The organism is Streptomyces tendae (assembly GCF_014650435.1).
Lineage (GTDB): Bacteria > Actinomycetota > Actinomycetes > Streptomycetales > Streptomycetaceae > Streptomyces > Streptomyces tendae.
This window is the reverse complement of sequence record NZ_BMUY01000008.1, coordinates 8,285-33,219: the sequence shown is the minus strand read 5'-3', so window position 1 is coordinate 33,219 and position 24,935 is coordinate 8,285. Positions and strand designations below refer to the sequence as shown.

Annotated in this window: 20 protein-coding genes; 12 read left to right on the top strand and 8 right to left on the bottom strand. The window is 74.2% G+C overall.

Annotation, left to right across the window (positions count from 1 at the left end; genetic code table 11):
* Window positions 1-67 precede the first annotated feature (67 nt).
* Together IE258_RS21340 and IE258_RS21335 are read right to left on the bottom strand one after the other, a co-directional pair.
* Window positions 68-766, bottom strand: a complete 699-nt coding sequence (locus tag IE258_RS21340) for a response regulator (protein WP_189745847.1) — start codon at window positions 764-766, stop codon at window positions 68-70.
* A complete protein-coding gene (locus IE258_RS21335) occupies window positions 763-2,034 on the bottom strand; it encodes a sensor histidine kinase (protein ID WP_189745845.1) in 1,272 nt (423 codons plus the stop codon). Before IE258_RS21335 ends, IE258_RS21340 begins: the two co-directional genes overlap by 4 nt.
* Before the next feature lie 278 nt (window positions 2,035-2,312).
* On the opposite strand from IE258_RS21335, the gene IE258_RS21330 reads away from it, so the two are divergent.
* Window positions 2,313-2,882, top strand: coding sequence for a GlcG/HbpS family heme-binding protein (locus IE258_RS21330; RefSeq protein ID WP_189745843.1), 570 nt, complete (start codon window positions 2,313-2,315; stop codon window positions 2,880-2,882).
* Window positions 2,883-2,976: 94 nt separating this feature from the next.
* A complete protein-coding gene (locus IE258_RS21325) occupies window positions 2,977-4,398 on the top strand; it encodes a M1 family metallopeptidase (protein ID WP_189745841.1) in 1,422 nt (473 codons plus the stop codon).
* Between the two features lie 21 nt (window positions 4,399-4,419).
* On the opposite strand, the gene IE258_RS21320 is transcribed toward IE258_RS21325, so the two are convergent.
* Both IE258_RS21320 and IE258_RS21315 read right to left on the bottom strand, forming a co-directional pair.
* Complete coding sequence (locus tag IE258_RS21320) at window positions 4,420-5,391, bottom strand: bifunctional GNAT family N-acetyltransferase/NUDIX hydrolase (protein ID WP_189745839.1); 972 nt, start codon at window positions 5,389-5,391, stop codon at window positions 4,420-4,422.
* Between the two features lie 9 nt (window positions 5,392-5,400).
* Window positions 5,401-6,504 (bottom strand): NAD(P)-dependent alcohol dehydrogenase, encoded by a 1,104-nt coding sequence (locus IE258_RS21315; RefSeq protein WP_229892321.1) that lies wholly within the window; start codon window positions 6,502-6,504, stop codon window positions 5,401-5,403.
* Window positions 6,505-6,619: 115 nt separating this feature from the next.
* Here IE258_RS21315 and IE258_RS21310 point away from each other — a divergent pair, with 115 nt between their 5' ends.
* Window positions 6,620-7,243, top strand: a complete 624-nt coding sequence (locus tag IE258_RS21310) for a TetR/AcrR family transcriptional regulator (RefSeq protein ID WP_189745837.1) — start codon at window positions 6,620-6,622, stop codon at window positions 7,241-7,243.
* A 2-nt stretch (window positions 7,244-7,245) separates the two neighbouring features.
* Here the strand turns inward: IE258_RS21310 and IE258_RS21305 are convergent, their stop codons facing one another.
* Window positions 7,246-9,009 carry a protein kinase domain-containing protein gene (locus IE258_RS21305; protein ID WP_189745835.1) on the bottom strand — a complete coding sequence of 588 codons (1,764 nt, stop codon included), beginning with the start codon at window positions 9,007-9,009 and terminating at the stop codon, window positions 7,246-7,248.
* A 180-nt stretch (window positions 9,010-9,189) separates the two neighbouring features.
* Here IE258_RS21305 and IE258_RS21300 point away from each other — a divergent pair, with 180 nt between their 5' ends.
* Both IE258_RS21300 and IE258_RS21295 read left to right on the top strand, forming a co-directional pair.
* Entirely contained in the window at window positions 9,190-9,696 is a 507-nt protein-coding gene (locus IE258_RS21300) for a hypothetical protein (protein WP_189745833.1), read from the top strand.
* A 20-nt stretch (window positions 9,697-9,716) separates the two neighbouring features.
* Window positions 9,717-10,460 carry a hypothetical protein gene (locus tag IE258_RS21295; RefSeq protein WP_189745831.1) on the top strand — a complete coding sequence of 248 codons (744 nt, stop codon included), beginning with the start codon at window positions 9,717-9,719 and terminating at the stop codon, window positions 10,458-10,460.
* Window positions 10,461-10,630: 170 nt separating this feature from the next.
* Here IE258_RS21295 and IE258_RS21290 read toward each other — a convergent pair whose 3' ends face one another.
* Window positions 10,631-11,347: a pentapeptide repeat-containing protein gene (locus IE258_RS21290; RefSeq protein WP_189745829.1), complete on the bottom strand. Its 717-nt coding sequence runs from the start codon at window positions 11,345-11,347 to the stop codon at window positions 10,631-10,633.
* A gap of 164 nt (window positions 11,348-11,511) precedes the next feature.
* On the opposite strand from IE258_RS21290, the gene IE258_RS21285 reads away from it, so the two are divergent.
* From IE258_RS21285 to IE258_RS21270, 4 genes are all read left to right on the top strand, one after another.
* Window positions 11,512-12,672, top strand: a complete 1,161-nt coding sequence (locus IE258_RS21285; RefSeq protein WP_189745827.1) for an NAD(P)-binding protein — start codon at window positions 11,512-11,514, stop codon at window positions 12,670-12,672.
* A gap of 69 nt (window positions 12,673-12,741) precedes the next feature.
* A complete protein-coding gene (locus tag IE258_RS21280; protein ID WP_189745825.1) occupies window positions 12,742-13,722 on the top strand; it encodes a zinc-binding dehydrogenase in 981 nt (326 codons plus the stop codon).
* Window positions 13,723-13,801: 79 nt separating this feature from the next.
* Window positions 13,802-15,313 (top strand): MFS transporter, encoded by a 1,512-nt coding sequence (locus tag IE258_RS21275; RefSeq protein ID WP_189745823.1) that lies wholly within the window; start codon window positions 13,802-13,804, stop codon window positions 15,311-15,313.
* 267 nt (window positions 15,314-15,580) lie between these two features.
* Window positions 15,581-16,462, top strand: a complete 882-nt coding sequence (locus IE258_RS21270) for an aminoglycoside phosphotransferase family protein (protein ID WP_189745821.1) — start codon at window positions 15,581-15,583, stop codon at window positions 16,460-16,462.
* Between the two features lie 25 nt (window positions 16,463-16,487).
* Here IE258_RS21270 and IE258_RS21265 read toward each other — a convergent pair whose 3' ends face one another.
* A complete protein-coding gene (locus IE258_RS21265; protein WP_189745819.1) occupies window positions 16,488-20,153 on the bottom strand; it encodes an AAA family ATPase in 3,666 nt (1,221 codons plus the stop codon).
* 309 nt (window positions 20,154-20,462) lie between these two features.
* Here IE258_RS21265 and IE258_RS21260 point away from each other — a divergent pair, with 309 nt between their 5' ends.
* From IE258_RS21260 to IE258_RS21250, 3 genes are all read left to right on the top strand, one after another.
* Window positions 20,463-21,173: a helix-turn-helix transcriptional regulator gene (locus tag IE258_RS21260; RefSeq protein WP_164459926.1), complete on the top strand. Its 711-nt coding sequence runs from the start codon at window positions 20,463-20,465 to the stop codon at window positions 21,171-21,173.
* Window positions 21,174-21,370: 197 nt separating this feature from the next.
* Window positions 21,371-22,048, top strand: a complete 678-nt coding sequence (locus IE258_RS21255) for a Pvc16 family protein (protein WP_087808655.1) — start codon at window positions 21,371-21,373, stop codon at window positions 22,046-22,048.
* A gap of 5 nt (window positions 22,049-22,053) precedes the next feature.
* The gene (locus tag IE258_RS21250; RefSeq protein ID WP_189745817.1) at window positions 22,054-24,129 is read left to right on the top strand and encodes an ATP-binding protein; all 2,076 of its coding nucleotides are present in this window, start codon (window positions 22,054-22,056) and stop codon (window positions 24,127-24,129) included.
* 24 nt (window positions 24,130-24,153) lie between these two features.
* Here the strand turns inward: IE258_RS21250 and IE258_RS21245 are convergent.
* Window positions 24,154-24,935: RICIN domain-containing protein (locus IE258_RS21245; protein WP_189745815.1), on the bottom strand; the 782-nt coding region annotated here is incomplete at its 5' end.

The window sequence follows — 24,935 nt, the reverse complement described above, 5'->3', positions numbered from 1 at the left end:
TTCACCGCCCGTTCCATTCGCACGCAGGCCCCCCGGACGTCCGGCCGGGGGGCCTGCGTGCGTTCCCTCACGGCAGCAGGCGCTGTTCCTTCGCCACCGCGACCGCGCCCGCGCGGGTGTCGACGCCGAGCTTGTCGTAGATGCGGCGCAGATGCGTCTTCACCGTGGCCTCGCTGATGAACAGGGCGCGGGCGATCTCCCGGTTGCCGAGGCCGGTGGCGAGCTGGGCCAGGATGTCGCGCTCGCGGTCGGTGAGGGCGGGGCGCGGCTTGCGCAGGTTGGCCATGACCCGGCCGGCGACCGGCCCGGACAGCGCCGTACGGCCCTGGGCGGCGGCGTGGATGGCGGCGAACAGTTCCTCGGGGCGTTCGGCCTTCAGCAGGTAGCCGGTGGCGCCCGCCTCGATGGCGCGGGTGATGTCGGCGTCGGTGTCGTACGTGGTCAGGACGAGGACGTGCGGCGCGCGGCCGGTGCCCGTGGTGGGGGCGCCCGTGGTGGCGGTGCCCGTGATGGGAGCGCCCGTGGTGAGGCGGCGGGTGGTCTCCACGCCGTCGATGCCCGCGCCGAGCTGAAGGTCCATCAGTACGACGTCCGGGGCCAGCCGTGCGGCGAGCGCGAGCGCCTCCTCGCCGGTGCCCGCCTCGCCGACCACCTCGATGCCGGGGGCGCTGTCGAGCAGGGCGAGCAGCCCGGCGCGTACGACGACGTGGTCGTCGCAGACCAGGATGCGTACGGGGGCGGGCCCGCCGGCTGCCGGTTCGGTCATCGTGGGGCCTCCTGCGGGTCGGCCGGTGCCGGCGGGTCGGTTCGGGGCGGGTCCAGGGGCCCGGCGGCGGACAACGGTACGGCGGCGGACAGGACGGTGCCCTCGCCGGGTGCGGACTCGACGGTCAGGGTGCCGCCGAGCTGGCGCAACCGGGCGTGCATGGCGGGCAGTCCGTGTCCGCGCATCCCGGCCGGGTCCTCGGACGGCTCCGCCGGGTCGAAGCCGTGCCCGTCGTCGGTGACGTCCAGGACGACCTCGTCGTCGAGGAGGGTGAGGCTGAGCGCGGCGGTGGACGCACCCGCGTGCTCCCGGACGTTGGCCAGCGCGCCCTGGGCGATGCGCAGCAGGGCCGACTGGACGCGGTCGGGCAGCGGCGGGACGCGGGCGCCGTCGTCGACGTGGACGCGGACGGTGAGCCGGTCGCCGGACTCCCGCGCGGCCAGTGCCCGCAGCGCCGCCTCAAGGCCGCCGCCGCGGGCGAGGTCGGCCGGGGCCAGGTCGTGGACGAAGCGGCGGGCCTCGACCAGGTTGTGCTCGGCGACGGAGGCGGCGCCCCGGACGTGGGTGCGGGCCTTGCCCGGGGCGGACTCCCAGACCCGCTCGGCGGCCTGGAGCAGCATCCGCTGGCTGGACAGGCCCTGGGCGAGACTGTCGTGGATCTCCATGGACAGCCGCTGGCGCTCGGCGAGGGTGCCCGCGCGGCGTTCGGAGGCGGCGAGTTCGCGGCGGGTGCGGATCAGGTCGTCGATCAGGGCGCGCTGCCGGGCCGCCTGCCGTTCGGTGTGCAGGAAGACGGCCGCGGCGATGGCGGCGACGGCGGGCGGGGCGAGCAGCAGGTTGGGGTCGAACCCCCCGGCGAGCCGCAGCTGCGCGGCGACGACGAACACGGTCAGGACGGTGACCAGGACGAGCGCCGCCCGGGCGGGCAGGGTGCGCAGGCCGGTGTAGAAGAGGGGCACCGCGCACCAGGCGAAGCTGGGCGCCAGCACCACCAGCACCATCCACACGACGACGACCACGCCCAGCCAGGCCAGGCGCCGCCGGGCGGGCGGAACGGCGGGACCGGACGGCCCGGGGCCGCTCAGGACCGGCCCGAGCAGGTGCAGCACGGCGAGGGCGAGGGACAGGGCGAGGATCCACGGGGTGCGGGGCTCGCCGGGGTGGCGGAGCAGGAAGCGGGCCAGGGCACCACCGAGCAGCAGGAAGAACGCCACGTGCATGACGGCCCCGAGCCACCGGGTGTCCGGGTGGTCGTACGGCTTCGGCATCCGTCACCCGCCTCCTTGCGCCCCGTCTCTCCTGCCGCGTTACGCCCCGGCTCTCCTGCGGCGCTCCTCTACAACGTGCCGCAGGAGACCGCTGAGCTGCGTGAACACTCCCATGGTGCCCCCTTCGGACGCCCTGTGGGTCAACCGATCGGACGACCCCGCCGTCGCCCGTTCCGTCGCCCACGAGCAGCCGGAACGGCGACCGTGCACCCCCGGTGCGGCACGGAGGGTGGAGAGCACCAGCCCGACCCCCTCACCACTGCGAGGAGCAGACCACCATGAAGAAGACACTCTCCCGCCGCGCCCGTCTCGCCACCGGCGGTGCCGTGCTCGCCGCCGTCGCCGCCGGCACCTTCGGCACGGTGGCCGCGAACGCCTCCGCGCCCGATGCCGCCCAGGACTCCGCGGTGGCCGCCGCCCCCGCCGCCGCGGCCGGCAAGCGCGACACCACCACCTCCACGCACCTGACCATCGACGCCGCCACCGAGGCCGCGCAGGCCGCGCTGAAGGCCGCCGAGAAGGAGGGCCAGCGGGTCACGGTCGCGGTCGTCGACCGCAACGGCAACACGATCCTCACCATGCGCGGGGACGGCGCCGGTCCGCAGTCCTACGAGTCGGCCGAGAAGAAGGCGTACACGGCCGTCTCCTGGAACGCCCCGACCAGCGAGCTGGAGGGCCGTCTGGAGAACGCCCCGAACCTGAAGGACATCCCGGGCACGCTGTTCCTCGGCGGCGGCGTCCCGGTCACCGCGGGCAAGGCGCCGATCGCCGGCATCGGCGTCGCGGGCGCACCGTCCGGCACCCTGGACGAGAAGTTCGCCCGGACCGGTGCCGCCGCGCTGAACTGAGCGAGGGTCAGGGACCCGGCAGCGGGTCCCAACAGGCGGTCCAACAGGCGGCCCCAACGGGCGTTTCACGTGAAACGCCCCATAGGATCACGTCGTGCGCACCCCCACCCCCCGTCTGCTCGTAGCCGCCGCCACCGTCCTCGCCCTCGCGGCGTGCAGTGGCGGTGGCGCGGTCGACGGCACCCCCGGCGGCTCGGGCGTGCGCGACCCGTACTTCCCCAAGGCGGGCAACGGCGGCTACGACATCGGCCACTACGACCTGACCCTGGACTACGACCCCGATACCGACGCCGACGCCGGGCACCTCACCGGCAGCGCGACGATCACCGCCCGGGCGACGCGGGACCTGTCCGCCTTCGACCTCGACCTGAAGGGCCTGGACGTCGAGGAGGTCACGGTCGAGGGCCGGGCAGCCCGCTTCAACCGGGCCGGACAGGAACTGACCGTCCGCCCGGCCGAGGAGCTGAAGGACGGGGAGACGTTCCGCGTGAGCGTCCGGTACTCCGGCGAGCCGGAGACGATCACCGACCCCGACGACTCCGAGGAGGGCTGGATGCCCACCGCCGACGGCGCGGTCGGGCTGGGTGAGCCGACCGGCTCGATGGCCTGGTTCCCCGGCAGCCACCACCCCTCCGACAAGGCGACGTACGACCTCGCGATGACCGTGCCGGAGGGCCTCGGCGTGGTCTCCAACGGCGAGTTGCGCGACGAGCGGACCCGGGACGGACGGACGACGTTCACCTGGCACACCGCCGAGCCGATGGCGAGCCATGTCGTCACGGTCGCCGTCGGCGAGTGGGAGACCGACCGCTCCACCACGGACGACGGCCTGCCGGTGTACACGGCCGTCGACCCGACGCAGGCCGACGCGAGCCGGAAGGTCCTGAAGCGGATCCCCGAGGTCATGGACTGGGCGCAGGAGAACTTCGGCCCCTACCCCTTCTCCTCCACCGGCGCGATCGTCGACCGCGACGAGGACGCCGGATACGCCCTGGAGACCCAGAACCGGCCCTACTTCCCCGGCGCCCCGGACATCGTCCTGCTCGTCCACGAACTCGCCCACCAGTGGTACGGGAACTCCGTCAGCCCGAAGACCTGGCGGGACATGTGGCTCAACGAGGGCTTCGCCACCTACGCCGAGTGGCTGTGGGAGGAGGACCACGGCGGCGACTCCGCCCAGGAGACCTTCGAGGCGCTCTACGACGGGACGTACTACGACGACCAGGACGCGAACGACTCGATCTGGGCGTTCCCGCCCGCGGACCCGCCCGACGCGGCGCACATCTCCGACAGCCCGGTCTACCAGCGGGGCGCGATGGTCCTGCACAAGATCCGCCGGACGGTCGGCGACGACGCCTTCTGGGACCTGCTGCACGGCTGGGCCGCGGCCCACCGCCACGGCAACGCGGACACCGAGGACTTCACGGCGTACGTGGAGAAGTCGGCGCCGGACGAGGACTTCTCGGAGATCTGGGCGGACTGGCTGCGCGGGGACGGCCGGCCCGACTCCCCGTGAGCCGCCCCCTCCCCCGCCCCCTCACTCCTCGTAGCGGCCGAAGGTTTCGAGCAGCAGGGCCAGGTCCGGCGGCCAGAGCGGCTCGGGCGCCGCGGCCAGTTCGGCCCGGCTCCACCAGCGCCAGGTGAGGATGCCGTCTGCGGCGTGCGCGGCGGCGAGGTCCGGGCCGGTGGGCTCGCGGCGGGGGCCGTGCGCGACGTAGACGTGCTCGTACTGGCGGACCGGGCCGACGCCCAGGTGGGTGAAGTCGTGTTCCCAGGTGCAGAGCAGGGGGCCCGGTTCCAGATCGGTCCAGCCCGTCTCCTCGCGCACCTCGCGCAGGGCGCCCTCGCGGGGGTTCTCGTCCGCCTCCAGGCCGCCACCGGGCATCGCCCAGTGCACGCCCACCTCGACGTTGTCGTAGCGCAGGAGGAAGACCGCGCCCTGGGGGTCGAGCACGGCGACGCGGGCGGCGCGGCGCGGGGTGCGCGGCCTGTCGCTGGGCAGTTCCTTGCGCAGCACCGTGCAGGGGCGGTCGGCCCCGAGGTCGCGGCGCTGGTCCAGGACCCGGTAGCCGAGGGCGGTCCAGAAGGCGAGGGCGGCGGTGTTGTCGTCGAGCACGGCGAGTCGTACGGCGGTGCGGCCCGTGGCCCGGAAGTGGTCCTCGACCAGGGCCGCGAGCCGGCTGCCGTGCCCCTGCCTGGTCAGCCCCGCGTCCACCATCAGCAGCCCGATCCACGGGTCGGGGTCGGCCGGGTCGGGATGCCGGGCGAGCGTCACGGCGATCCCGACCAGCCGGCCCGCGTCCCTGGCCAGCAGCACCTCGGCGCCGGGCCGCGCCAGTTCGTCGGCGAGCGCGGCCGCCACCTGCTCCGGCCGGATGTCGTCCGGGTCGGGGAAGTCGCCGCTGAGCGCGTGGAAGGCGCGGTGGGAGGCGTAGAGGGCGGTCAGTTCGGTGAGAACGGGGCCCGGGATGTCGTGGTCGGGGGTGAGAGCGAGCGGGGTGAGGATCACCCCGGCAACCTATCCGGCCGTCGGGTCCTGCGGCCCGGGCCGATCCGGGTCGCAGGGGTTGGAGTCGCAGGGGTCGAGGTCGGAGAGGTCGAGGACGAAGCGGTGGCGGACGTCGCCCCGGTCCAGGCGGTCGAGGGCCTCGTCCACGCGGGCGGAGGGGAGGAGTTCGATGTCGGCGGTGATGCCGTGCGCGGCGCAGAAGGCCAGCATCTCGGCGGTGCCCTTCCGGCCGCCGCTGCCGGCCGAACTGAGCTTCTTGCGGCCGATGAGCAGGTCGAGGGTCTCCAGGGTGACCGGTCCGAGGTACCCGAGCTGGCTGAGCGTGCCGTCCACGGCGACCAGGCGGAGGTAGGGGCCGAGGTCGTGCGGGACGGAGACGGTGTCGACGACGATGTCGAACCGGTCGCGGGCGGCGGCCAGTTGCTCGGGGTCCGTGGAGACGACGAACCCGCGGGCGCCCAGGCGGCGGGCATCCTCGGCCTTGTCCGGGGAGCGGCTGATCACCGAGGTGTCGGCGCCGAGCGCGACGGCGAACTTCACGGCGAGGTGGCCGAGTCCGCCGAGACCGGCCACGGCGACGCGGGTGCCGGGTCCGGCGCCGAGGGCGCGCAGGGGCTCCCAGACGGTGATCCCCGCGCACAGGAGCGGTGCCGCGGCCGCCGGGTCCAGGCCGCCGGGGAGGGCGTACGCGAACCGTTCGCCGAGCACGTACTCGCGGCTCCAGCCGCCGAGGGTGGTCGATCCGTCGACGCGGTCGGTGCCGCCGTAGGTCAGGGTGGGGAAGGCGTGGCAGAAGTTCTCCTGGCCGGTCCGGCACATGGCGCAGGCGCCGCAGGAGTCGACGATGTTGCCGACCGCGACCGGGTCTCCGGCCCTGAAGCGGGTGACGGCGGTGCCGGTCTCGGTCACCACGCCGGTGAACTCGTGTCCCGGGACGAGGGGCCGCGGGCCGCTCCCGTCGTCGGCCCCGGCCCGGACGGCGTGCAGGTCCGTGTGGCAGACGCCGCAGTAGTCGACCCGGACGGCGAGGTCGTCGGGGCGCAGGTCGCGCCGGTTCAGGGATGCCCGGCGCAGCGCCGTCCCGGTCGCCTGCCAGCCCACGGTGGTCCTCATGGCTCTCTCCGACCTCTTAGACAGACTGTTCGGTCTATTTAGTGGATGAGCCTAGGCGTCCTCACGGCATCAGGCAAACCAACTGTTCTGTTTAGCCGTGGGATATCCTGCGGAGATGCCCGACCGCACCCCCGACGGCGCCCCCGGCCGCACCCCCGACCAGCCCCTGACCTCGCGCGGGGCCGCCACGCACCGGCGCATCCTGGACGTCGCGACCCGGGAGTTCGCCGAACACGGGATCGCCGGTGCGCGCGTCGAGCGGATCGTGGCCGCCGCCCGCACCAACAAGGCGCAGCTCTACGCGTACTTCGGCAGCAAGGACGGGCTGTTCGACGCGATCTTCTTCGGCTCGCTGGACCGCATCGTGAACGTCGTGCCGATCGACGCCGACGACCTCGCGGACTGGGCCGTACGCCTCTACGACGAGTACCTGCGCCGCCCCGACCTCATCCGACTGGCCACCTGGGCGCGGCTGGAGCGCCGTCCGGCGGGGCACCTGGTCGACGACGCCGACCGCCGCGACGACGCCAAGCTGCGGGCGATCGCCGAGGCGCAGGCGGCGGGCCGGGTGCGGCCGGGCGAGCCGTTCGACGTGCTGGCCCTCGTCATCGCCATGTCCATGGCCTGGTCGCCGGTCAGCAACGTCTACGCGGCGACCGCCGACGAGCCCGACGACGTGCACGAACGCCGTCGCGCCCTGCTCCGTGACACGGTCCGCCGCGCCACCTCACCCCACTGACCTCAGCGGGCCCCGGCCACACCGCCGCTCCCCGCGGCCCGGTCCTCCCGGAGCCTGGTGAGCCGGGAGACGAAGAGCACGGCGAACACGGTGCTCACGACGGCGACGACGTCGCCGCTCAGGGCGTTGAGGACGGTCTCCCTGGCGCCCGCGGCGGTCTTCCTCTCGTCCCAGCTCTGGTAGGCGCTCAGTTCCGTCGCGAGGTGGGCCACCCAGAGCCACCACCAGGTGTGCATCAGCCACCGTCCGGCACCCGCCGGGCGTCCGGTCGTCGCCGTCCAGATGTCGTTGGCGATCTGCTTGGGCAGGAAGAGGTTGACGACGGGGATGAACCAGGAGCCCGCCGCCAGGCCCGGCCGGTAGCGGACGCGTCCCGGCGCGAACGACTCGGCGTTCTGCCGCATCCGGTGGAACCAGCAGGCCCACACGGTCGCCGCGGCGAGCAGCACCAGCAGGCTCAGGCCCTCGGCCACGAAACCCGTCACCTGCAGCGCCCGGAAGTCGTCGATGCCCCTGGGGGACGACGAACCGGGCCGCCCGCCCAGCTCGCCGTAGACGGTCGCGAGGACGGTGAAATTGAACAGCACCGGCACGACGAACAGGATGAGCAGCACGTTCAGCGCCGTGGCCAGCCCCTTCGCCCGGCGTGCGGGCGGCGGGGCGTACGGCGACGGGGTGACGGGTACCGCCGCGGGGGGCGGGGTGGCGTACGGCGAGGGCCGGGCGGCTGCGGGTCCCGCTTCGAGCGGCGAGCGGCCCTGCCACGGGGGCGTCGCCGGACCGTACGCGGCGGGCGGCGGTCCGAAGCCCGCGGCGGGAGCCGCCCCGACCGGCACCCGGTCCTCCGGGTCCTCGCTGTCCAGCAGCTGTACGGCGTGCCGGCCCAGCTCCGCCAGCACCTCGCCGGGCAGCCACGCGCCGCCCGGGGTGTCGTCCGCGCCCGCCATGTCCTCGATCGACGTCAGCAGTTCCTCGGGGGCGGGGCGCTTCTCGGGCTCCTTCGCCAGGCAGGCCGAGACGACACCCTGCCAGGGCTCGGGAACCCCGGTCAGGTCCGCCTCCTCGGTCGCGATGCGGAAGAGCAGCGAGTGCAGCCCGCCCTCGTCGGTACCGAAGGGCATCCGGCCGGTCGCCGCGTAGGCCAGCACCGCGCCGAGGCAGAAGACGTCACTCGCGTACGACACCTTCTCCCCGCGCACCTGCTCGGGGGACATGAAGCCGGGCGACCCGACGACGGCGCCGGCCTTGGTGAGCCCCTCGGCGGACTGCGTGGAGGCGTCCAGGGCGCGGGCGATGCCGAAGTCGATGACGCGGGGTCCGTCGATCGTCACCAGGACGTTGGAGGGCTTGAGGTCGCGGTGGACCAGGCCGGCGGCGTGGATGGCCTGCAGCGCCCTCGCCAGTCCCGCCGCCAGCACCCGCAGGGTCGGGGAGGGCAGCGGCCCGTACTGCCGGTCGACGACCTCGGCGAGCGAGGGCCCGGCGACGTACCCGGTGGCGACCCAGGGGGTGGCCGCCTCGGTGTCGGCGTCCAGCACCGGCGCGGTCCACTCACCGCCGACGCGCTGCGCCGCCTTCACCTCCTGCGCGAAGCGCCGCCGGAAGTCGGGCATGCGGGCCAGTTCCTCCCGGACGGTCTTGACGGCCACCGTCCGGCCCCGGTCGGAGCGCGCCAGGTACACCCGGCCCATGCCGCCCTCACCGAGCCTGCCGAGCAACCGGTACCTGCCGATCCGTTCGGGATCATCCGGAATCAACCCGTCCATCTTGCTCCCTCTCCCCCAGCGACACCGTGCGCACCGGGATTGGGGACGAGGATAGAGACAGCGGCGACGCATGGAAAAGCCAGTGCCCCCAGGGCAGTTGAGCCCCTCCCGACCCACGGCCGTGGTCGCGGACGCGGACCCGTCCGTCTCCGCGCCCCGGGCCGTGACACCATCTCCTGCGTGCTCGACATCGGCTACGCCCTCTCCACCCGCTTCCCGGACCCGCCGCAGACGGACTACCGGCACGCGGACGTCCACGCCCTGCGGCACGACCTGTTCTGCGGGGACGTGTACCTCGCCGACACCAAGGCGGACCGGGAGTTGTCCACAGCCTGGGGATGGGTGCCGGTGCTCGACTTCGCCTGGGCGCTGTGCGACATCGTGGAGCACGTCGACCGGGACCCGGCGGGCTCCCGGGCCGCCCGGCCGCAGCGGGCGGAACTGGACTTCACCGAGTCCACCGACCGCCTGCTCTTCGAGCGCCGCTTCGGCTGGGTCGACATCGAGGCGGAGTGGCTGCCGGCGGCCGAACCCCCGCTCTCCTTCTCCCACACCGAACTGCGCCGCGAGGCCCGGGACTTCCTGCACGACCTGCTCGCCGACCTCACCGACCTGCACGAGGACCTGGCGGACAACCCGGCCGTCTGGTCCCTCCAGGCCCGCTTCCCGCGGATGCCCTCCGACTAGACAGCAGGGAGTCACTTCCGATGACCGCAGAGCCCGCGCCGTTCAAGCCTTCCCTCGTCAAAGCGGTGTTCCGGGACGTGACCCCGCTGCACGTCTCCCGGTCGGCCGCGTGGGCCGCCGCGTCGGTGACGCGGACGGTGCTGACGGAGATCGTCGACGGCGCGAGGAGGGCGGCGGCGGAGCAGTCCCGGAGGAAGCTGATACCCGGGGACCTGATCTCGGCGACCGACCGCGACGTCGAGCTGGAAGTGGGGGGCACGTGGTACGAACACAGCCCGACGTTCCGATGCCGGACCGGTGACCTGTACGACGCCGACGGTGTCCTCGTCCCCCTTCGTCGGCGCAGGGGGACGCGCACCCCAAGTGCCGTGGCCGGAGCCCACCGGTTCGAGGCCGGGGTCAGGAAGCTGCTGCGGAGCCGGGGTGCGACGGCCGTCCCGGCGATGGTCCGCGACCTGGACGGCATCGCGAGCGTGTTCCTGACGGACCTCGCCCGGGGCGCGGCCGTGGTCGTCCGCGAGGGCGGGGTCAAACGCTTCGGCACGGTCGTCCTGGGGACGCCGGACGACGCGGCCGCGCTCCCGTTCCCCAAGGATGTCCTCGGGGCCCTGTCCACCCGCACGGGAGACCGGCGGACCGTCGGCAGGGACGATGTCCTGTCCGCCACCACGATGGTGTTGTTCGGCGACCTCAGGCAGCGAGCCCTCACCGAAGCAAAGGCCAGTGCATCGAGTGGGCCCCGCGCACGCGGCGGCCACTGGTGAGTTCCTGGTCCGTGACAGCAAGGATGCGAACGGGCCGCTCCCGTCCCTGACCCGTGAGGGATTCACCGGACTCGTGGAGTTCGCCAAGCTGCACGGGTGACCGGCGCCCGCGATCGGCTCTGAGCTACCGGCCCTCGTCTCCGTACTGGCGGGGGCCGGGGGCTCTACCTCTACCCCACCACCCGCACCCCCAGCTCCGCTGCCAGGACCGGGGCCAGATCGAGGAGTTGGGTGGGGCTGATCACCGCGCCCGAGAGGCGGTCCACGCCGCGGGACAGGTCCAGGGGGGCGGCGCCGCGCAGGTCGACGTCTGTGAGGGTGACCGCGCTCAGGTCCGCCTGCTTCAGGGCGCAGTCCACGAACTCGACCCTCTCCAGGCGGGCTCCCCCGAAGTCCGGCTCGACCAGGACGCAGCTCTCGAAGACGACGTCCTTGAGGCGGGCCCGGCGCAGATTGAGGTAGTCGATCTTGCCGCCGCGGATCAGGACCCGTTCCAGGACGGCGCCGTGCAGCTGGGTGCCGCCGAGGCGGGCGTCGAGCAGCTCCACGTCGCGCAGGGTCGCCTCCGCGAGGTTCGTGCCGACGCCCTGGACGCCGGTGAGGCGGGTGTCGAGCAGCCGGGCGGCGCGCAGCGACGCCTCGTCCAGCGCGCAGCCCGTCAGCACGCAGTCCATGAAGCGGGCGCCCGCGCCGTCCTGGCCGGTGAGGTCCGCCTCCCGGAAGTCCAGCGCGTCGTAGTCCCCGTCCGGCTCCAGGCCGCCGCCGTCCTCGTACGGCGTGAGCGGCGGCAGGCGCAGCTCCGGGCGTCTCGCCCCTCGCACCGCCGCGGTGCCGCGCTCTCCCGCCCTACCCGCCGTACCCGTCGTCCGCGCCGTTCTCCTCGCCATGGGCCCATGCTGCACCGCACCACTGACAGCCCGCTCCTACCTGCGGAAATCTCCTTTCCTCCGGCCGGATGTCACATCCGGCACCCCCTCGGACGTCGTACGGGCAGACAGGCGCCGCGCCAGGCGACCCGACCGCGACCCCGAACCGAGGGAGAACCCGAGCCATGCATCGCATCACCGTCATCGGCGGCGGCTTCGCCGGACTGACCGCGGCCATCACCGCCGCCGAGGCGGGCGCCAAGGTCACCGTCCACGAGGCCCACCACACGCTCGGCGGGCGGGCCCGGACGGCCGACGGCCCCCACCGGACCAATGACGGCCCGCACGCCCTCTACAACGGCGGCCCGCACTGGGCCTGGCTGCGCCGACGCGACCTGATCGGCCCGCTCGCACCCATCCCGCCGCTGGAGGCGGCCCGGCTGCGGCTGCGGCACAAGGGGGCGCTGCGCCGCACCCCGCCGTTCGCCATGCTGAAACTGCTGCGCCGGGGGGTTGGACCGGCGCCGGTCGACGTCGACTTCCTGACCTGGGCGACCGGGATCGCGGGTGAGGAGGGGGCCCGAGCCGCCGCCCACTACTGCGCGGTCGCCCTCTTCCACCACGATCCGGGGTCGCTGTCCGCCGCCTTCGTGCAGGAGCGCCTGCGCCGGGCCGCCAAGCTGCCGCCCGAGGCGCACTACCCGCGCGGCGGCTGGGCCGGGGTGGTGGACCGGATGGCCGCCCTGGCCTGGAACCTCGGGGTGCGGATGGAGACGGTCTCCCGCGTGGACACGCTGCCCACCGACGCCCCCGTCATCGTCGCCACCTCCCTCGACGCGGCCCGCCGGCTGCTGGACGACCCCTCGCTGACCTGGCCGAGCGGTCGTACCACCCTGGTCGACCTGGCCGTACGGACCCGGCGCGGCGACGCCTTCGCCGTCTCCGACCTCGACGCGCCGGGGTGGATCGAGCGGTTCACGGCGCAGGACCGCACGCTCGCGCCGGCGGGCGAGCAGTTGATCCAGGGGCAGATCCCCATCGCGCCGCACGAGTCGAAGGGCGACGGCACCGCACGGGCCGAGCAGCTGCTCGACCTCGGCTTCCCCGGCTGGCGCGAGCGGCTGACCTGGCGGCGCGAGGCGGTCGCGAACGGCCGTACCGGCGCCGTCGACCTGCCCGGCAGCACGTGGCGCGACCGGCCGGCCGTGGACCGGGGCGACGGCGTCTACCTCGCCGGTGACCAGGTCGCCTCGCCGGGTCTGCTCTCCGAGGTCTCCTTCAACAGCGCGCTGACGGCGGTCTCCCTCGCCCTCGGGCGGCGCGAGCTCGACCTCGAGCGTGCTTGACCTCAAGCGTGCTCGAGGTCGTTGAGTGGGGGCCGCAACAGCTCCGCTTCTCACCCTGGGGGTTCCGCCATGCACGCCATCCGACTGCACGCCTTCGGCCCGGCCGGGAACCTCGTCCTGGACGAGGTCGAGGACCCGGCGCCGGGCCCCGGCCAGGTCCGGGTCGCCGTCCGCGCGGCGGGCGTCCACCTCCTGGACACCTCCCTGCGCGAGGGCATCCAGGGTCCGACGCCCGCGCTTCCCGAACTGCCCACGATCCCCGGCCGCGAGGTCGCCGGAGTCGTCGACGCCCTTGGGGAGGGCACTCCGCAGAGCTGGCTGGGCAGACGCGTCGTCGCCCACCTCGGCTTCGCCCCCGGCGGTTACGCCGAACTCGCCGTCACCGACTTCGCCCGCCTGCACGAGATCCCCGCGAACCTGGACTTCGCCGAGGCAGTCGCCATGATCGGCACGGGGCGTACGACGATGGGGATCCTGCAGTTCGCCGACCTCGGCCCCGGTTCCGTGGCCGTGGTCACGGCCGCCGCGGGCGGCATCGGCACGCTGCTGGTGCAGTACGCGAAGAACGCGGGCGCCACGGTGGTCGGGCTCGCCGGCGGCCCGGAGAAGACCGCGCTGGTCGCCGCGAACGGCGCCGACCTCGCCGTCGACTACCGGGATCCCGGGTGGCCCGCGAAGGTCCGCGCCCACCTGGGCGGCAGGGCCGCCACCGTCGTCTTCGACGGCGTCGGCGGGGACGTGGCGCGCGAGGCGGTCGCCCTGCTCGGGCCGGATGGCCGGCACCTGGTCTTCGGCTGGGCGGCCAAGGGCGTCCGGGACGGCAGCCCCTACCTGGTCGAGGGCGTCTCCCGGCAAGTCCTCGGCCCGGTGATGATGGAGAAGGCCGGCGGCGCCAACCCCGCACGCACCCTCGAACTGCGGGCCCTCGCCGAGGCCGCCGAAGGCCGGCTCGTCCCGGCCGTGCGACGCTTCCCGCTCGCCGACGCCGCCGCCGCGCACCGCGCCCTGGAGAACCGGGGAACCACCGGGAAGGTGGTCCTCGAACCATGACCGGCGGCCGGCGCACCGATCCGCCCGGCGGCTCGGGCAACAGGATGCGACACGTCCCGAATCGTGGTGTTCTGGCGAAATGAGTGGCTCCCGGACAGGTCGGACAGGTGGACCCGCCGCGCCCGCGGAGGCCGATACCCACCGCTGGTGGGCACTGGTGGTCATCGCCCTGGCCCAGCTGATGGTCGTCCTCGACGCGACGATCGTGAACATCGCGCTGCCCTCGGCGCAGCGCGACCTGGACATGTCCGACGCCAACCGGCAGTGGGTGATCACCGCGTACACCCTCGCCTTCGGCGGTCTGCTGCTGCTCGGCGGGCGGGTCGCGGACCTGGTGGGACGCAAACGCACCTTCGTCATCGGACTGATCGGCTTCGCCGCCGCCTCCGCGATCGGCGGTGCCGCCACCACCTCAGCGATGCTCTTCGGCGCCCGCGCCCTCCAGGGCGTCTTCGCCGCCGTCCTCGCGCCGTCCGCGCTGTCCCTGCTGACGACGACCTTCACGGACCCGAGGGAACGCGGCAAGGCGTTCGGCATCTACGGCGCGCTGGCCGGCAGCGGCTCCGCGATCGGCTTCATCGTCGGCGGCGTGCTCACCGAGTACCTGAACTGGCGCTGGTGCCTGTACGTCAACATCCCCATCGCGGTCATCGCCGTCATCGGCGCGTTCGCCCTGCTGCACGACCGGCCCGGCCACGCCGACGCCCGGCTCGACGTGCCCGGCGTGGTCCTCGGCTGCGGCGGTCTCGTCGCCCTCGTCTACGGCTTCAGCGAGGCTCAGCCGCGCGGCTGGACCGACCCGCTGGTGCTGGCCCTGTTCGGGCTCGCCGTGGTCCTCCTGGCCGCCTTCGTGTGGTGGCAGACCCGGGCTCCGACGCCCCTGCTGCCGCTGCACGTCATCCGGGAGCGCAATCGCGCGGGCTGCTTCCTGACGATGATGCTGGCGGTCATCGGCATGTTCGGGCTGTTCCTGTTCATGACCTACTACCTCCAGGTCATCCTCGGCTACTCCCCCGTGCGGACCGGCCTGGCGTTCCTGCCGCTGACCGCCGCGATCGTCGTGGGCTCCACGCAGATCTCGGCCCGGCTGCTGCCGCACGTGGGCCCGCGCATGCTGATGGTCCCCGGCATGCTCCTCGCCTCCGGCGGCATGGTGATCCTCACGCGGATGACCGTGCACTCGGAGTACGTGTCCGAGATCCTCCCGGCGCTGCTCCTGATGGGCCTCGGCATGGGTCTGACGTTCATGCCGGTGTTCTCCACGGCCACCGCCGGGGTCGCCCCGAAGGACTCCGGAGTGACCTCGGCGACGGTCAACACCTCGCAGCAGGTGGGCGGCTCGATCGGCACGGCGCTGCTCAACACCATCGCGACCAGCACGAGCGCGTCGTGGATCGCGGCGCATCTGAAGGACCCCGCGCAGCGGGAGCTGATCGTGCGGGAGGGGATCGTGCACGGGTACACGGTCGCCATCTGGGTGGCGGCCGGGGTGATGTTGCTGGCGGGGATCGTGGCGGGGGTGATGGTGACGGCGAAGGCGCCCAAGCACGGGGTGCCGGCGGATCGGGCGGTGCGGGAGCCGGTGGGCTGAGGGCGGGGTGGGTGCGCGGCCCGGCGCGCTGCCGGGTGCCGCTGTGAACCCGGGGGCGGGATGCGCGGCCCGGCGCCTTGCCGAGTGCCGCTGCGGGCCGGGGGGTGGGGTGCGCGGCCCGGCGCTGCGGGGTGCCGCTGCGCCCACCCGTGCCGCCTGGGGGTACCTCCCAGGCCGTTCAGGCACTGGGGGAGGCACGACTGCCCGCAGCTATGCGGGACGGCGGCGCGACTGCCCGCAGCTGGGTGGGCCTTGTAGCCTCTGGGGGTGATTGTCGTACCTGAAGGGCTCGTTGCTGCGCAGGTCAAGTACAACGGGGAGGCCGGGCGGGCCTTCGTCGACGGGTTGCCCGCGCTGGCGGCCGGGTTCATGGAGCGGTGGGAGCTGCGGCTCGACGGGCCGTCGATGCACGGGTGGGCGGCGCTGGTGCTGCCGGTCGTGCGCGGCGACGGCACCCAGGCCGTGCTGAAGCTCCAGATCCTCGACGCCGAGACCGAGGGCGAGCCGCTGGCCCTGCGGGTGTGGGCCGGGGACGGCGCGGTCCGGCTGCTCGACCACGACCCGGCCACCGGGACGATGCTCCTGGAGCGCCTGGACTCCGGTCGGATGCTCAGCCACGTCGAGGACTCCCGCGAGGCCGTCCAGGTCATCGCCCGGCTGCTGGCCCACCTCACCGCGACGCCCGCACCGCCCGGCGTGCGCGGGCTCGGGGACATGGCGCGGGGCATGCTGGAGCGCACGCCCGGCACCCTGGAGCGCATCCCCGACCCGGCCGACCGGCGGCTGGTCGCCGACTGCGCCGCGGCCGTGCGCGAGGTCGCCGACGAGCCGGGCGACCGGCTGCTGCACTGGGACCTGCACTACGAGAACGTCCTCGCCGCGGACCGCGCCCCCTGGATCGCCATCGACCCCAAGCCGCTGGCCGGCGACCCCGGGTTCGACCTGCTGCCCGCCCTGGACAACCGCTACGACCCGGACGAGACCCGGTGGCGTTTCGACGCCATGACCGACGTCCTCGGTCTCGACCGGGAGCGGGCCCGCGCCTGGTGCCTGGGCCGCGTGCTGCAGAACAGCCTGTGGAACGTCGAGGACGGCGACCCGTTGGAGACGGAGCAGATGGAGATCGGGCGGCTGCTGCGCGCCCTGTGAGGACCGCGGGTGTCGGGGTGCGGCTTCAGCCGCGGGTGTCGGGGTGCCGCTCCCGTTCCCGGCGTCCGCCGCGCTCCAGCGCACCCGGCAGTTCCGTCCTGCGCCGTATCCGCAGCTTGCGGTAGGTGCTGGTCAGGTGGGTCTCCACGGTGCGCCGGGCGAGGTGCAGCAGGTCGGCGATCTCGGTGTTGGTGCGTCCGTCGGCGGCCAGTTCGGCGATCCGGCGCTCGCTGCCGGTCAGGGCGTCGGCGCCGGTGCGGGACGCCACCGGGCCGCGGGCGCCGCCCTCGCGCAGGGCCTGCCCGGCCAGGGCGAGCCAGCGCAGGGCGCCCTTGCGTTCGGCCAGGTCCGCCGCCTCGCGCAGCCGGGTCCGGGCACGTCCGCGTTCGCCCGCGTCGAGGAGCTGGCGGCCCTGGGCGAGCAGCGCGGGGATCAGCTCCATGTCGGTGTCGGCGGACGCGTCCCGCAGGGTCCGTACGGCCTCCTCGGCCAGCTCGAGACCGCGGCGCCCGCCGGTCGCCGTGCCCAGCACGCGCAGGGCGCGGCCCACGGTGCGCGGGGTGCCCCACACCCGGGCCAGCCGCAGTTCCTCCGTCGCCAGGGCGAGCGCCTCCGGTCCGCCGCCCAGCGCCAGCCGGCACTCCGCGACGGCCGTCCGCCACGGGGTGACGACGGGGCTGATCACCTCGCGGGCCGCCTGACGGCGTCCGCACTCCAGGAAGTCGTGCAGGGCGCCCGCCGGATCGCCGGTGGCGGCGCGCAGCACGCCCCGGGCGTACAGGTAGCGGTTCAGCTCCCAGTTCTCCGGGGCCTCGCGCAGGTCGAAGCGGTCCGCATGGCGCAGTGCCTCGTCGGTGCGGCCGGTGTGGACGAGGGCCATCAGGGCGTGCGCGTCGCGGTTGGTGGGTCCTGTCCCCGGCCCGGTGTCGGCGGCGAGGGCGAGCAGCCGGGCGTGGTCGCCGCGGGAGGCAACGATGTCGGCGCGGGTGTTGAGCAGCGCGTGCTGCATCGGGTGCAGCAGGGCGGGGTGCTGTCCGGCCAGGCCGCGTTCCACGAGCCGTTCGGCCTCGTCGAGTTCGTCGGCCCACTGGGCGACCGCGGCGGCCGTGCCGAGCAGGAAGGGCTCGGCGAGCGGGTCGGTGGGCTGCGCGAGCAGGTCCCGTACCCGGGTCATCGCCTCGTCGGCGGAGATCAGCGCGGCGGTCGCCGCGTACCGCACCAGCAGGGCCTGTCCGGCCGTGCCGACCAGTTCCGGGGAGACCCGGCCGGTCTCGGACAGCCACCGGTACACCTCCTGCCGGGTCGCGAGGTCCTCGTCGGACAGCAGTGCGGTGGCGGTCTGCACGGTGCGGGCCAGGCCCGGGTGGCCGGACAGCCGGCCCTCGGTGCGGCGCAGCACCTCCATCGCGGTACGGATCTCGCCGCGGCCGGCCAGTGCGGTGCCCAGGGCGACGGCCGTACGCACCCGGTTGCGGGGGTCGGCCGGCAGGTGCTGGGCCTCGGCGAGCCGCGCGATGGCGGCCGGGGTGTCGGCCGACGCGTACTCCAGGGAGCCCAGTTCGGTCAGCAGCCGTTGCCGGAGGTCGTCGGTCAGCGGCTCGTCCAGCGCCCGGCGCAGGTAGCGGACGGCGTCGGCGGGCCGCGCGTCGTGCACGGCGACGGTCACGGCGTCGCGCAGGACGCGCAGCGCCCAGGACCGGCCGACGGCCGGGGTGCGCAGCAGGTGCCGGGCGACCGCCTCGACCCGGTCGCCGCGGCGCAGCATCGCCTCCGCCGCCGCCCGGTGCACGGCCTCGCGGCGCGGCCGGGGCCAGCCGGTCAGCACGGCGTCGCGCAGCAGCGGGTGGGCGTAGCGGGGGCGGCCGCCCGCGTCGGGGCGCAGCAGTCCGAGCCGTGTCATGGCGGCGAGCCAGCCCTCGATCCGCGCGGGATCGGCCCCGGCCGCCTCGGCGAGCACGTCGGCCGGGTCACCGGCCGACCCCTGCGGCGGGGACTGGGACGGAGACGGGGACGGGGTACGCCACGGCGTCGTCGGGTGCGGCACGTGCGCGGGCGGATCGGTACGGCCGTATACGGCGCCGGACGCGGCCGGAGGCCGTCCGTCGTAGGGGTCGTGGACCGGGTAGGCGCGGTACGGCGACCCTTCGGCGGGTCCGGCGGGCTCGTCGGGGTGCGGATAGGGACCGTGCTCCGGGACCTCCGTGCCGGGGCCGGCCCGGCCGGGCAGCGGTGTCCGCGGCTCCGGGCTCCACACGTCCCGGCAGCCCGGTGCGATGTCCCGGGGCCGATGCGAGGGTGCCGACGGCGACTCGTGAGGGTGCCGACGCGCGGTGTCGAACGACGACGCGTGCGGGTACGCGCCGTCCGACGACGACGCCTCTGGGTACGCCGCATCCGACCACGACGCCAACCGGTACGCGGCATCCGAGGGCGGCGCCGACCGGTACGGCACCTGCGGGTACGCCGCATCCGCCGCCGACCCCTGCGAGTACGCACCACCCAACGGCGACGCCAACCGGTACACACCGTCCGACGGCAGCGCCTGCCGGTACACCGCATCCGAGGACGACCCCTGCGAATACGCACCACCCAACGGCGACGCCAACCGGTACACACCGTCCGACGGCAGCGCCGAGTAAACGGCATCCGAAGACGGCGCCTGCCGGTACGCCGTATCCGAAGACGCCGCCTGTCGGTACGCCGCATCCGAAGACGCCGCCTGTCGGTACGCCGCATCCGAAGACGCCGCCTGTCGGTACGCCGTATCCGAAGACGCCGCCTGTCGGTACGCCGCATCCGACGTCGGCGTCCGCGGGTGCGGGACGGCATGCCGAAGCGCGCCGCGGCCGTCCGGTGGGCGCGCGGGCCAGGCCTGCTCCAGGGCGGCGAGGCAGCGGGCCACGTCGGCCGTCGCGGGGCCCGCGCTCCTCAGCCACCAGGAGACGGCGGCCGGGTAGGACCCGGGGTACAGCGCGGCGCACGTGTCCGGCACGGGCGGGATGCCGTCGGGGTGCGGGGTGCCGCCGAGGTCGTCCAGCAGGGCGTGCAGGAGCAGCGGGCTGCCCGCGCCGGCCAGGACGACCTCCCGCGTCCAGGCCGGGGAGGCGTCGGGGAAGGCGTCGCGGACCAGCCCGGCCGCCGCCGTGTCGCTGAGCGGGGCGAGCGTGTGGGTGCGCACCAGGGACGGCGACAGCGCCTGGGTGAGTCCGGCGGGCCGCGGTTCGACGTCGTACTGGCTGCGCTCGGTGGCGACCAGCAGTACCGGTAATCGGTCGACGTGCCGGGCCGCCTCCGTCAGCCAGCGGCGCGAGGACTCGTCGGCGAGGTGGACGTCGTCGACGGCCACCAGCACCGGGCCGTCGGCCGCGTACGCGCGCAGCAGCCGCCACAGCCGGGCCGCGCTGCCCCGGTCGTCGCCGCCGGGCGCCATGTCGGTGAACTCCGGTACCGGACCGAGGAGGTGGAGGACCATGGCGAAGGGCACCGAGGTGTCCTCGGGCGAGCAGCGCACGCGCAGCACCCGCAGGCCGCGGTCCTCGGCGTGCCGGGCGGCGGTCTCCAGTACGGCGGTGCGTCCGGTACCGGTGGCACCGCGCAGCAGGACGAGGCGGCCGGTGCCGGCCCGTGCGCGCTCGATCTCGGCCGCCAGCAGCGCGTGGGCGTCGTCGCGTTCACGGAGCGGTCCGGTCATCGGTGCCTCCTGTGGTGGATGATGCTCCCCCGGTGTGTGAGACGAACGACTGCGGTGAACGGTGGTGCGAAGTGGCGCGGGTCACGGTGGCGCCCGGCGGCCGCCACGGGCCCCCGCCTCCTCGCGGGACCCCGCCGACCTGCCGGGACACCCGCTCGGCGGCCGCTCGTGGCGGTCGGCGCGCTGGTCTCGTGGTGTGCCTCGTGGTGCTCCACGATTGCGAAGTCCCAGCAGCCCCATAAGTGTGGAACACGCACATCCGCTACCGGCCTGTGCCGTATTGCGGGCACGTGAACAGGGGGGAAACGGTTGCTCAACTCACCCCGGAACACCACCACATCCATGACTTCCACCACCTCCACGGCCGCGGCGCACGGACCGGGCAAGACGACCGGCGTCGTCGACCGGCGTGTCCCCGTGGCGGTGTCCGCTCCGGACCCGATCAGCCGCGAGGGCGCGGTCAGCCAGTTGCGCCGGCACCCGGAGATCGACCTGCGCGAGGAGTCGGGCCCCGGCACGGTGGCCCTGCTCATCGAGGACGCGCTCGACGACGCGGCGCTCACCCGGCTGCGCCGGATCGTGCGCAGCGAGGGCGCGCGGGCCGTGCTGGTGACCGGCGCGATCCGCGAGAGCGAACTGCTCGACGTCGTCGAGTGCGGCGTCGGCGCCATCGTCTGGCGGCACGAGGCCACCGCCCACCGGCTGGTGCAGGCCGTACTGGCCGCCTCGCGCGGCGACGGCGACCTGCCCGCTGACCTGCTGGGCCGGCTCATCAGCCAGGTGGGGACCCTGCACCGGGGCGCGGCGGGTCGCCCCGGCGCCCCCTCGCTGGGCCTCGCACCCCGAGAGGTGGACGTCCTGCGGCTGGTCGCCGAGGGTCTCGACACCGGAGAGATCGCCGGCAAGTTGTCCTACTCCGAACGCACCGTCAAGAACGTCATGCACGGGCTCACCACACGGCTCCATCTGCGCAACCGCGCCCATGCGGTGGCCTATGCCCTCCGGGAAGGCTACATCTGACCGAACGGGCAATCGAGGGCGGACCCTCCGGTCCCTGCGGGCAGGGCTTCCTGCCCGTCCGTCGTCCCCGGGGCGCGTGCGGCCGGGACGGACCCGGAGGAACGATCGGTGAGGGCACCGGCGGCAGGCGCCGGTGACCGGCGGCGGCAGCGTGCGGGCCGTACGGAGTCGAGTGCGGCCAGGGCAGGAGCGCGAGCGTGATCCACGAGGTGGACGAGGTCCTCAAGTCCCTCCTCAAGGGCGGGGCCCTGACGGACTCGGGCATCGACGTGGCCTTCGAGGCACCCACCCGTGACTGGGCGGCCCGGCGCAACGCCCCCGTCGTCAACGCCTACTTGTACGACATCCGCGAGGACGTGAGCCGGCGGCACCGCGGCCATGTGGCGGTGCGCGATCAGGACGAAATCGTCGTCAAGCGCCGTCAGCCGCCCCGCTGGTTCCGACTGTCGTACCTGGTGACGGCCTGGACGAAGACCCCGCAGGACGAGCACCGACTGCTGTCCGCCGTACTGGCGACCCTGCTGCCACGCGAGCAACTTCCCCCCTACGAACTACCCGGCGCACTCGGCGCGATGGGGCTCCCGATGCCGATGACGGTGGCCGGCGCCCAGACCGAGTCCCGTTCCCTCGCCGAGATCTGGTCCGCCCTGGGCGGCGAGCTGAAGCCGTCCCTCGACCTGGTGCTCACCGTGCCCTTCCCGTCCTTCCCCGAGTACGACGCCGGGCCCCCGGTCACCGAGGGCGCGACGGTCCGCGTCGGCGGCATCGAGGGCGACCCGCCGATGTCCGAGGGCCGCTCGCACCGGCCGCACCAGGTGGTGGCGGCCCGCGCGGCCCGCAAGGCCGTGACGGACGGCCGTACGAAACGACAGTGACGACAGTGACGACAGCGAGCACCCAGACCCAGACCCACGCTTCCGCCACTGGCACACCGGCCACCGCCCCACCCGGCGATTCCGGCAGTTCCGGCCGGGCGCTGTTCGACCGGCTCACCGTCCTGCGGGACCGGGTGGCCGCGCTGGTCGAGCACCGCACCGCCGACGACCCCACGGCCGACGACCCGCTGCGCGGTCTTTACCTGCCGGACGAGGCCGTCCACCACCTGCTGCGCACCTGGCCGTCCGCCGAGTCCGTGGCCGCAGCCACTGCCACGGCCGTGGAGCCCCGCTCCGCAGGCGCTCCGGCCGGTCCCGGGGACCGGCTGGCCCGGCTGGCCGGGCGGACGCGGCTGACCGAGCTGGACACCGCCGCCCTGCTCGTCGCCCTCGCCCCCGACGTCGACCGCACGTTCGAGCCGCTCTACGGCTACCTCAACAACGACGTCAGCCGCCGCCGCGCCACCGTGGGCCTCGCCCTCGACCTGTGCGGGGTGCCCGCGCACGTGGCGACGGCGAGGGCCCGGTTCCACGCCTCCGCCCCGCTGCGCGCCCTCGGCCTGCTGGAGGTCGAGGAACCCGAGCGCCCCTTCCTGACCCGTTCGCTGCGCGTCCCGGACCGGCTCGTCGGTCACCTCCTGGGCGACGACACCCCGGACGCCGCGCTCCTCGGCCTGCTGCTCCCCATGCCGGACCCGCTGCCCGCCGCGGGCGGCGACTCCGACGTCTTCGTCCGGCGCCTGGCCGCCCGGCTGCAGGACGGCCCGCTCACCGCCTACCTGCGCGAACCGCGCGAGGGTGACGGCCTGGCCGCCCTCTCCACCGTCCTGGACGCCGCGGGTGTCGACGCGCTGCGCTGCACCGACCCCGAGGACCACGTACCGGAGCTGCTGCGCGAGGCCCGCCTCGACGGCCGGGCGCTCGTGGTGTCGGGGCTGCCCGAGAAACCGGGCCCGCTGGTGCGGGCGCTGACCGCCGCGACCGGCGTGACCGTACTGATGACGGACCCGCGCCCCTACGACCCGCACTGGGCGCCGGCCAACCCGCTCGTCCTGGACGCCCCGGGCCGCCGGGCCGGTGGCGTGGCCGCCTGGCGGGCCGCACTGGGCGCCGACGCCGACGGGTTCGACCTGGCCACGGCCGTCGCCCCGTACCGGCTCGGCGGCGACCGCATCCAGCGGGCCGCGCACACCGCCCAGGCCCTCGCCGCCTTCGACGGCACCCCGGTCGGTGCCGAGCACGTCCGGCTCGCCGCCCGACGGCAGTCGGCCTCCGGTCTGGAGAGCCACGCCCGCCGGATCCGTCCGGACGTGGACTGGCAGGACCTGGTGCTGCCCCACAAACCCCTGGTGCAGCTGCGCGAGCTGGCCCTGCGCGCCCGCCACCGCGACCGGGTCCTGGGCGACTGGCGGCTCAGCGCGGGCGGCGGCCGGGGCCGGGGCGTCCTCGGCCTGTTCGCGGGCGAGTCCGGCACCGGCAAGACGCTGTCGGCCGAGGTGGTCGCCGCCGACCTGGGCCTCGACCTGTACGTGGTCCAGCTGTCGTCGGTCGTCGACAAGTACGTCGGCGAGACCGAGAAGAACCTGGAGCGGATCTTCACGGAGGCCGACCGCACCGACGCCGTACTCCTCTTCGACGAGGCCGACGCCGTCTTCGGCAAGCGCTCCGAGGTCAAGGACGCCCACGACAAGTACGCCAACATGGAGAGCGCCTACCTGCTCCAGCGGCTGGAGTCCTTCGACGGCATCGCCCTGCTCACCACCAACCTGCGCGCCAACATCGACGAGGCGTTCACCCGGCGTCTGGACCTGGTCGTCGACTTCCCGTTCCCGGACGTCGAGCAGCGCCTGGCGCTGTGGCGGCACAGCCTGTCGCGGGTCCCGTCCGCCGAGGGCATCGACCCGGGTGTGCTGGCCCGGGACTTCGAGCTGGCCGGCGGTTCGATCCGCAGCGCGGTCGTCACGGCCGCGTATCTCGCCGCCGGACGCGACGACATGGTGACGGCGGACGACCTCCTGGAGGGCGCTCGCCGCGAGTACCGCAAGGCCGGGAGGCTGGTCCCCGGCGAAGGCGGCTGGTGACCGCCGCCGGGACCGCCCGAGCCGTCAGCCCTTGTTCGGGTGGATGATCTTCCATTCCTGGTCGTCGACGTTGCTGCAGTTGTCGAGCACCATCTTGGAGAAGAGGGCTCCGCCGTTCGCGCCCTCGACGCCGAGGCACTTCTGGTTGCTGGAGAAGTTGCGGATCCAGTAGTCCCCGCTCTCCTGCTTGTCGATCCACCAGAGCTGGTTGTCGGTCGCGGTGGTGCTGTCGCAGGTGAACTCGGTGACGGGCGTCCCCACAGCGGCGGCACCGTGGTAGGGCAGGTCCATGCAGAACCTGTCCTTGATGTTCCGGATCTGGAAGAGCGCCGCCCCGCCGGGCCCGCCCTTCTCGTACTTCACCTCGAGGTCCCAGATCTGATTGTCGCCGTCGGTGTCGTCGCAGACGGCCTGCTGGACGGGCCCGTCGAGCTGGCCCTTCTCCCGACCGGGGAGTTCGGCGCACATGTTGCTGGTGGTGTTCCGCAGCAGGATGTTCTTGGCGGGGACCACCGGCTTCACAGCCGGCTTGTCGGGCTTCTTGGACTCGCCGCCTCCGCCCTTGTCGCCGTCGCCGCCGCCGTTGTCCTTCTCCGGCTCCTGCGTGGCCGGCGGCTGCTGTATCTGCGGTTGCTCGACCGGCGCGGACTCCGCACTGCTCGGCAGCGTCTCCGGTGTGGCACTCGGGCTGGGCGCGAGCGCGGCACCGGCCTGCTCGGTCTGCTCCGTCGCACTCGTACGGACCTGCGGCTTGTACGCGATCCAGATCATCACGAACGCGATCGCCAACGCGAGGAAGATCCCGA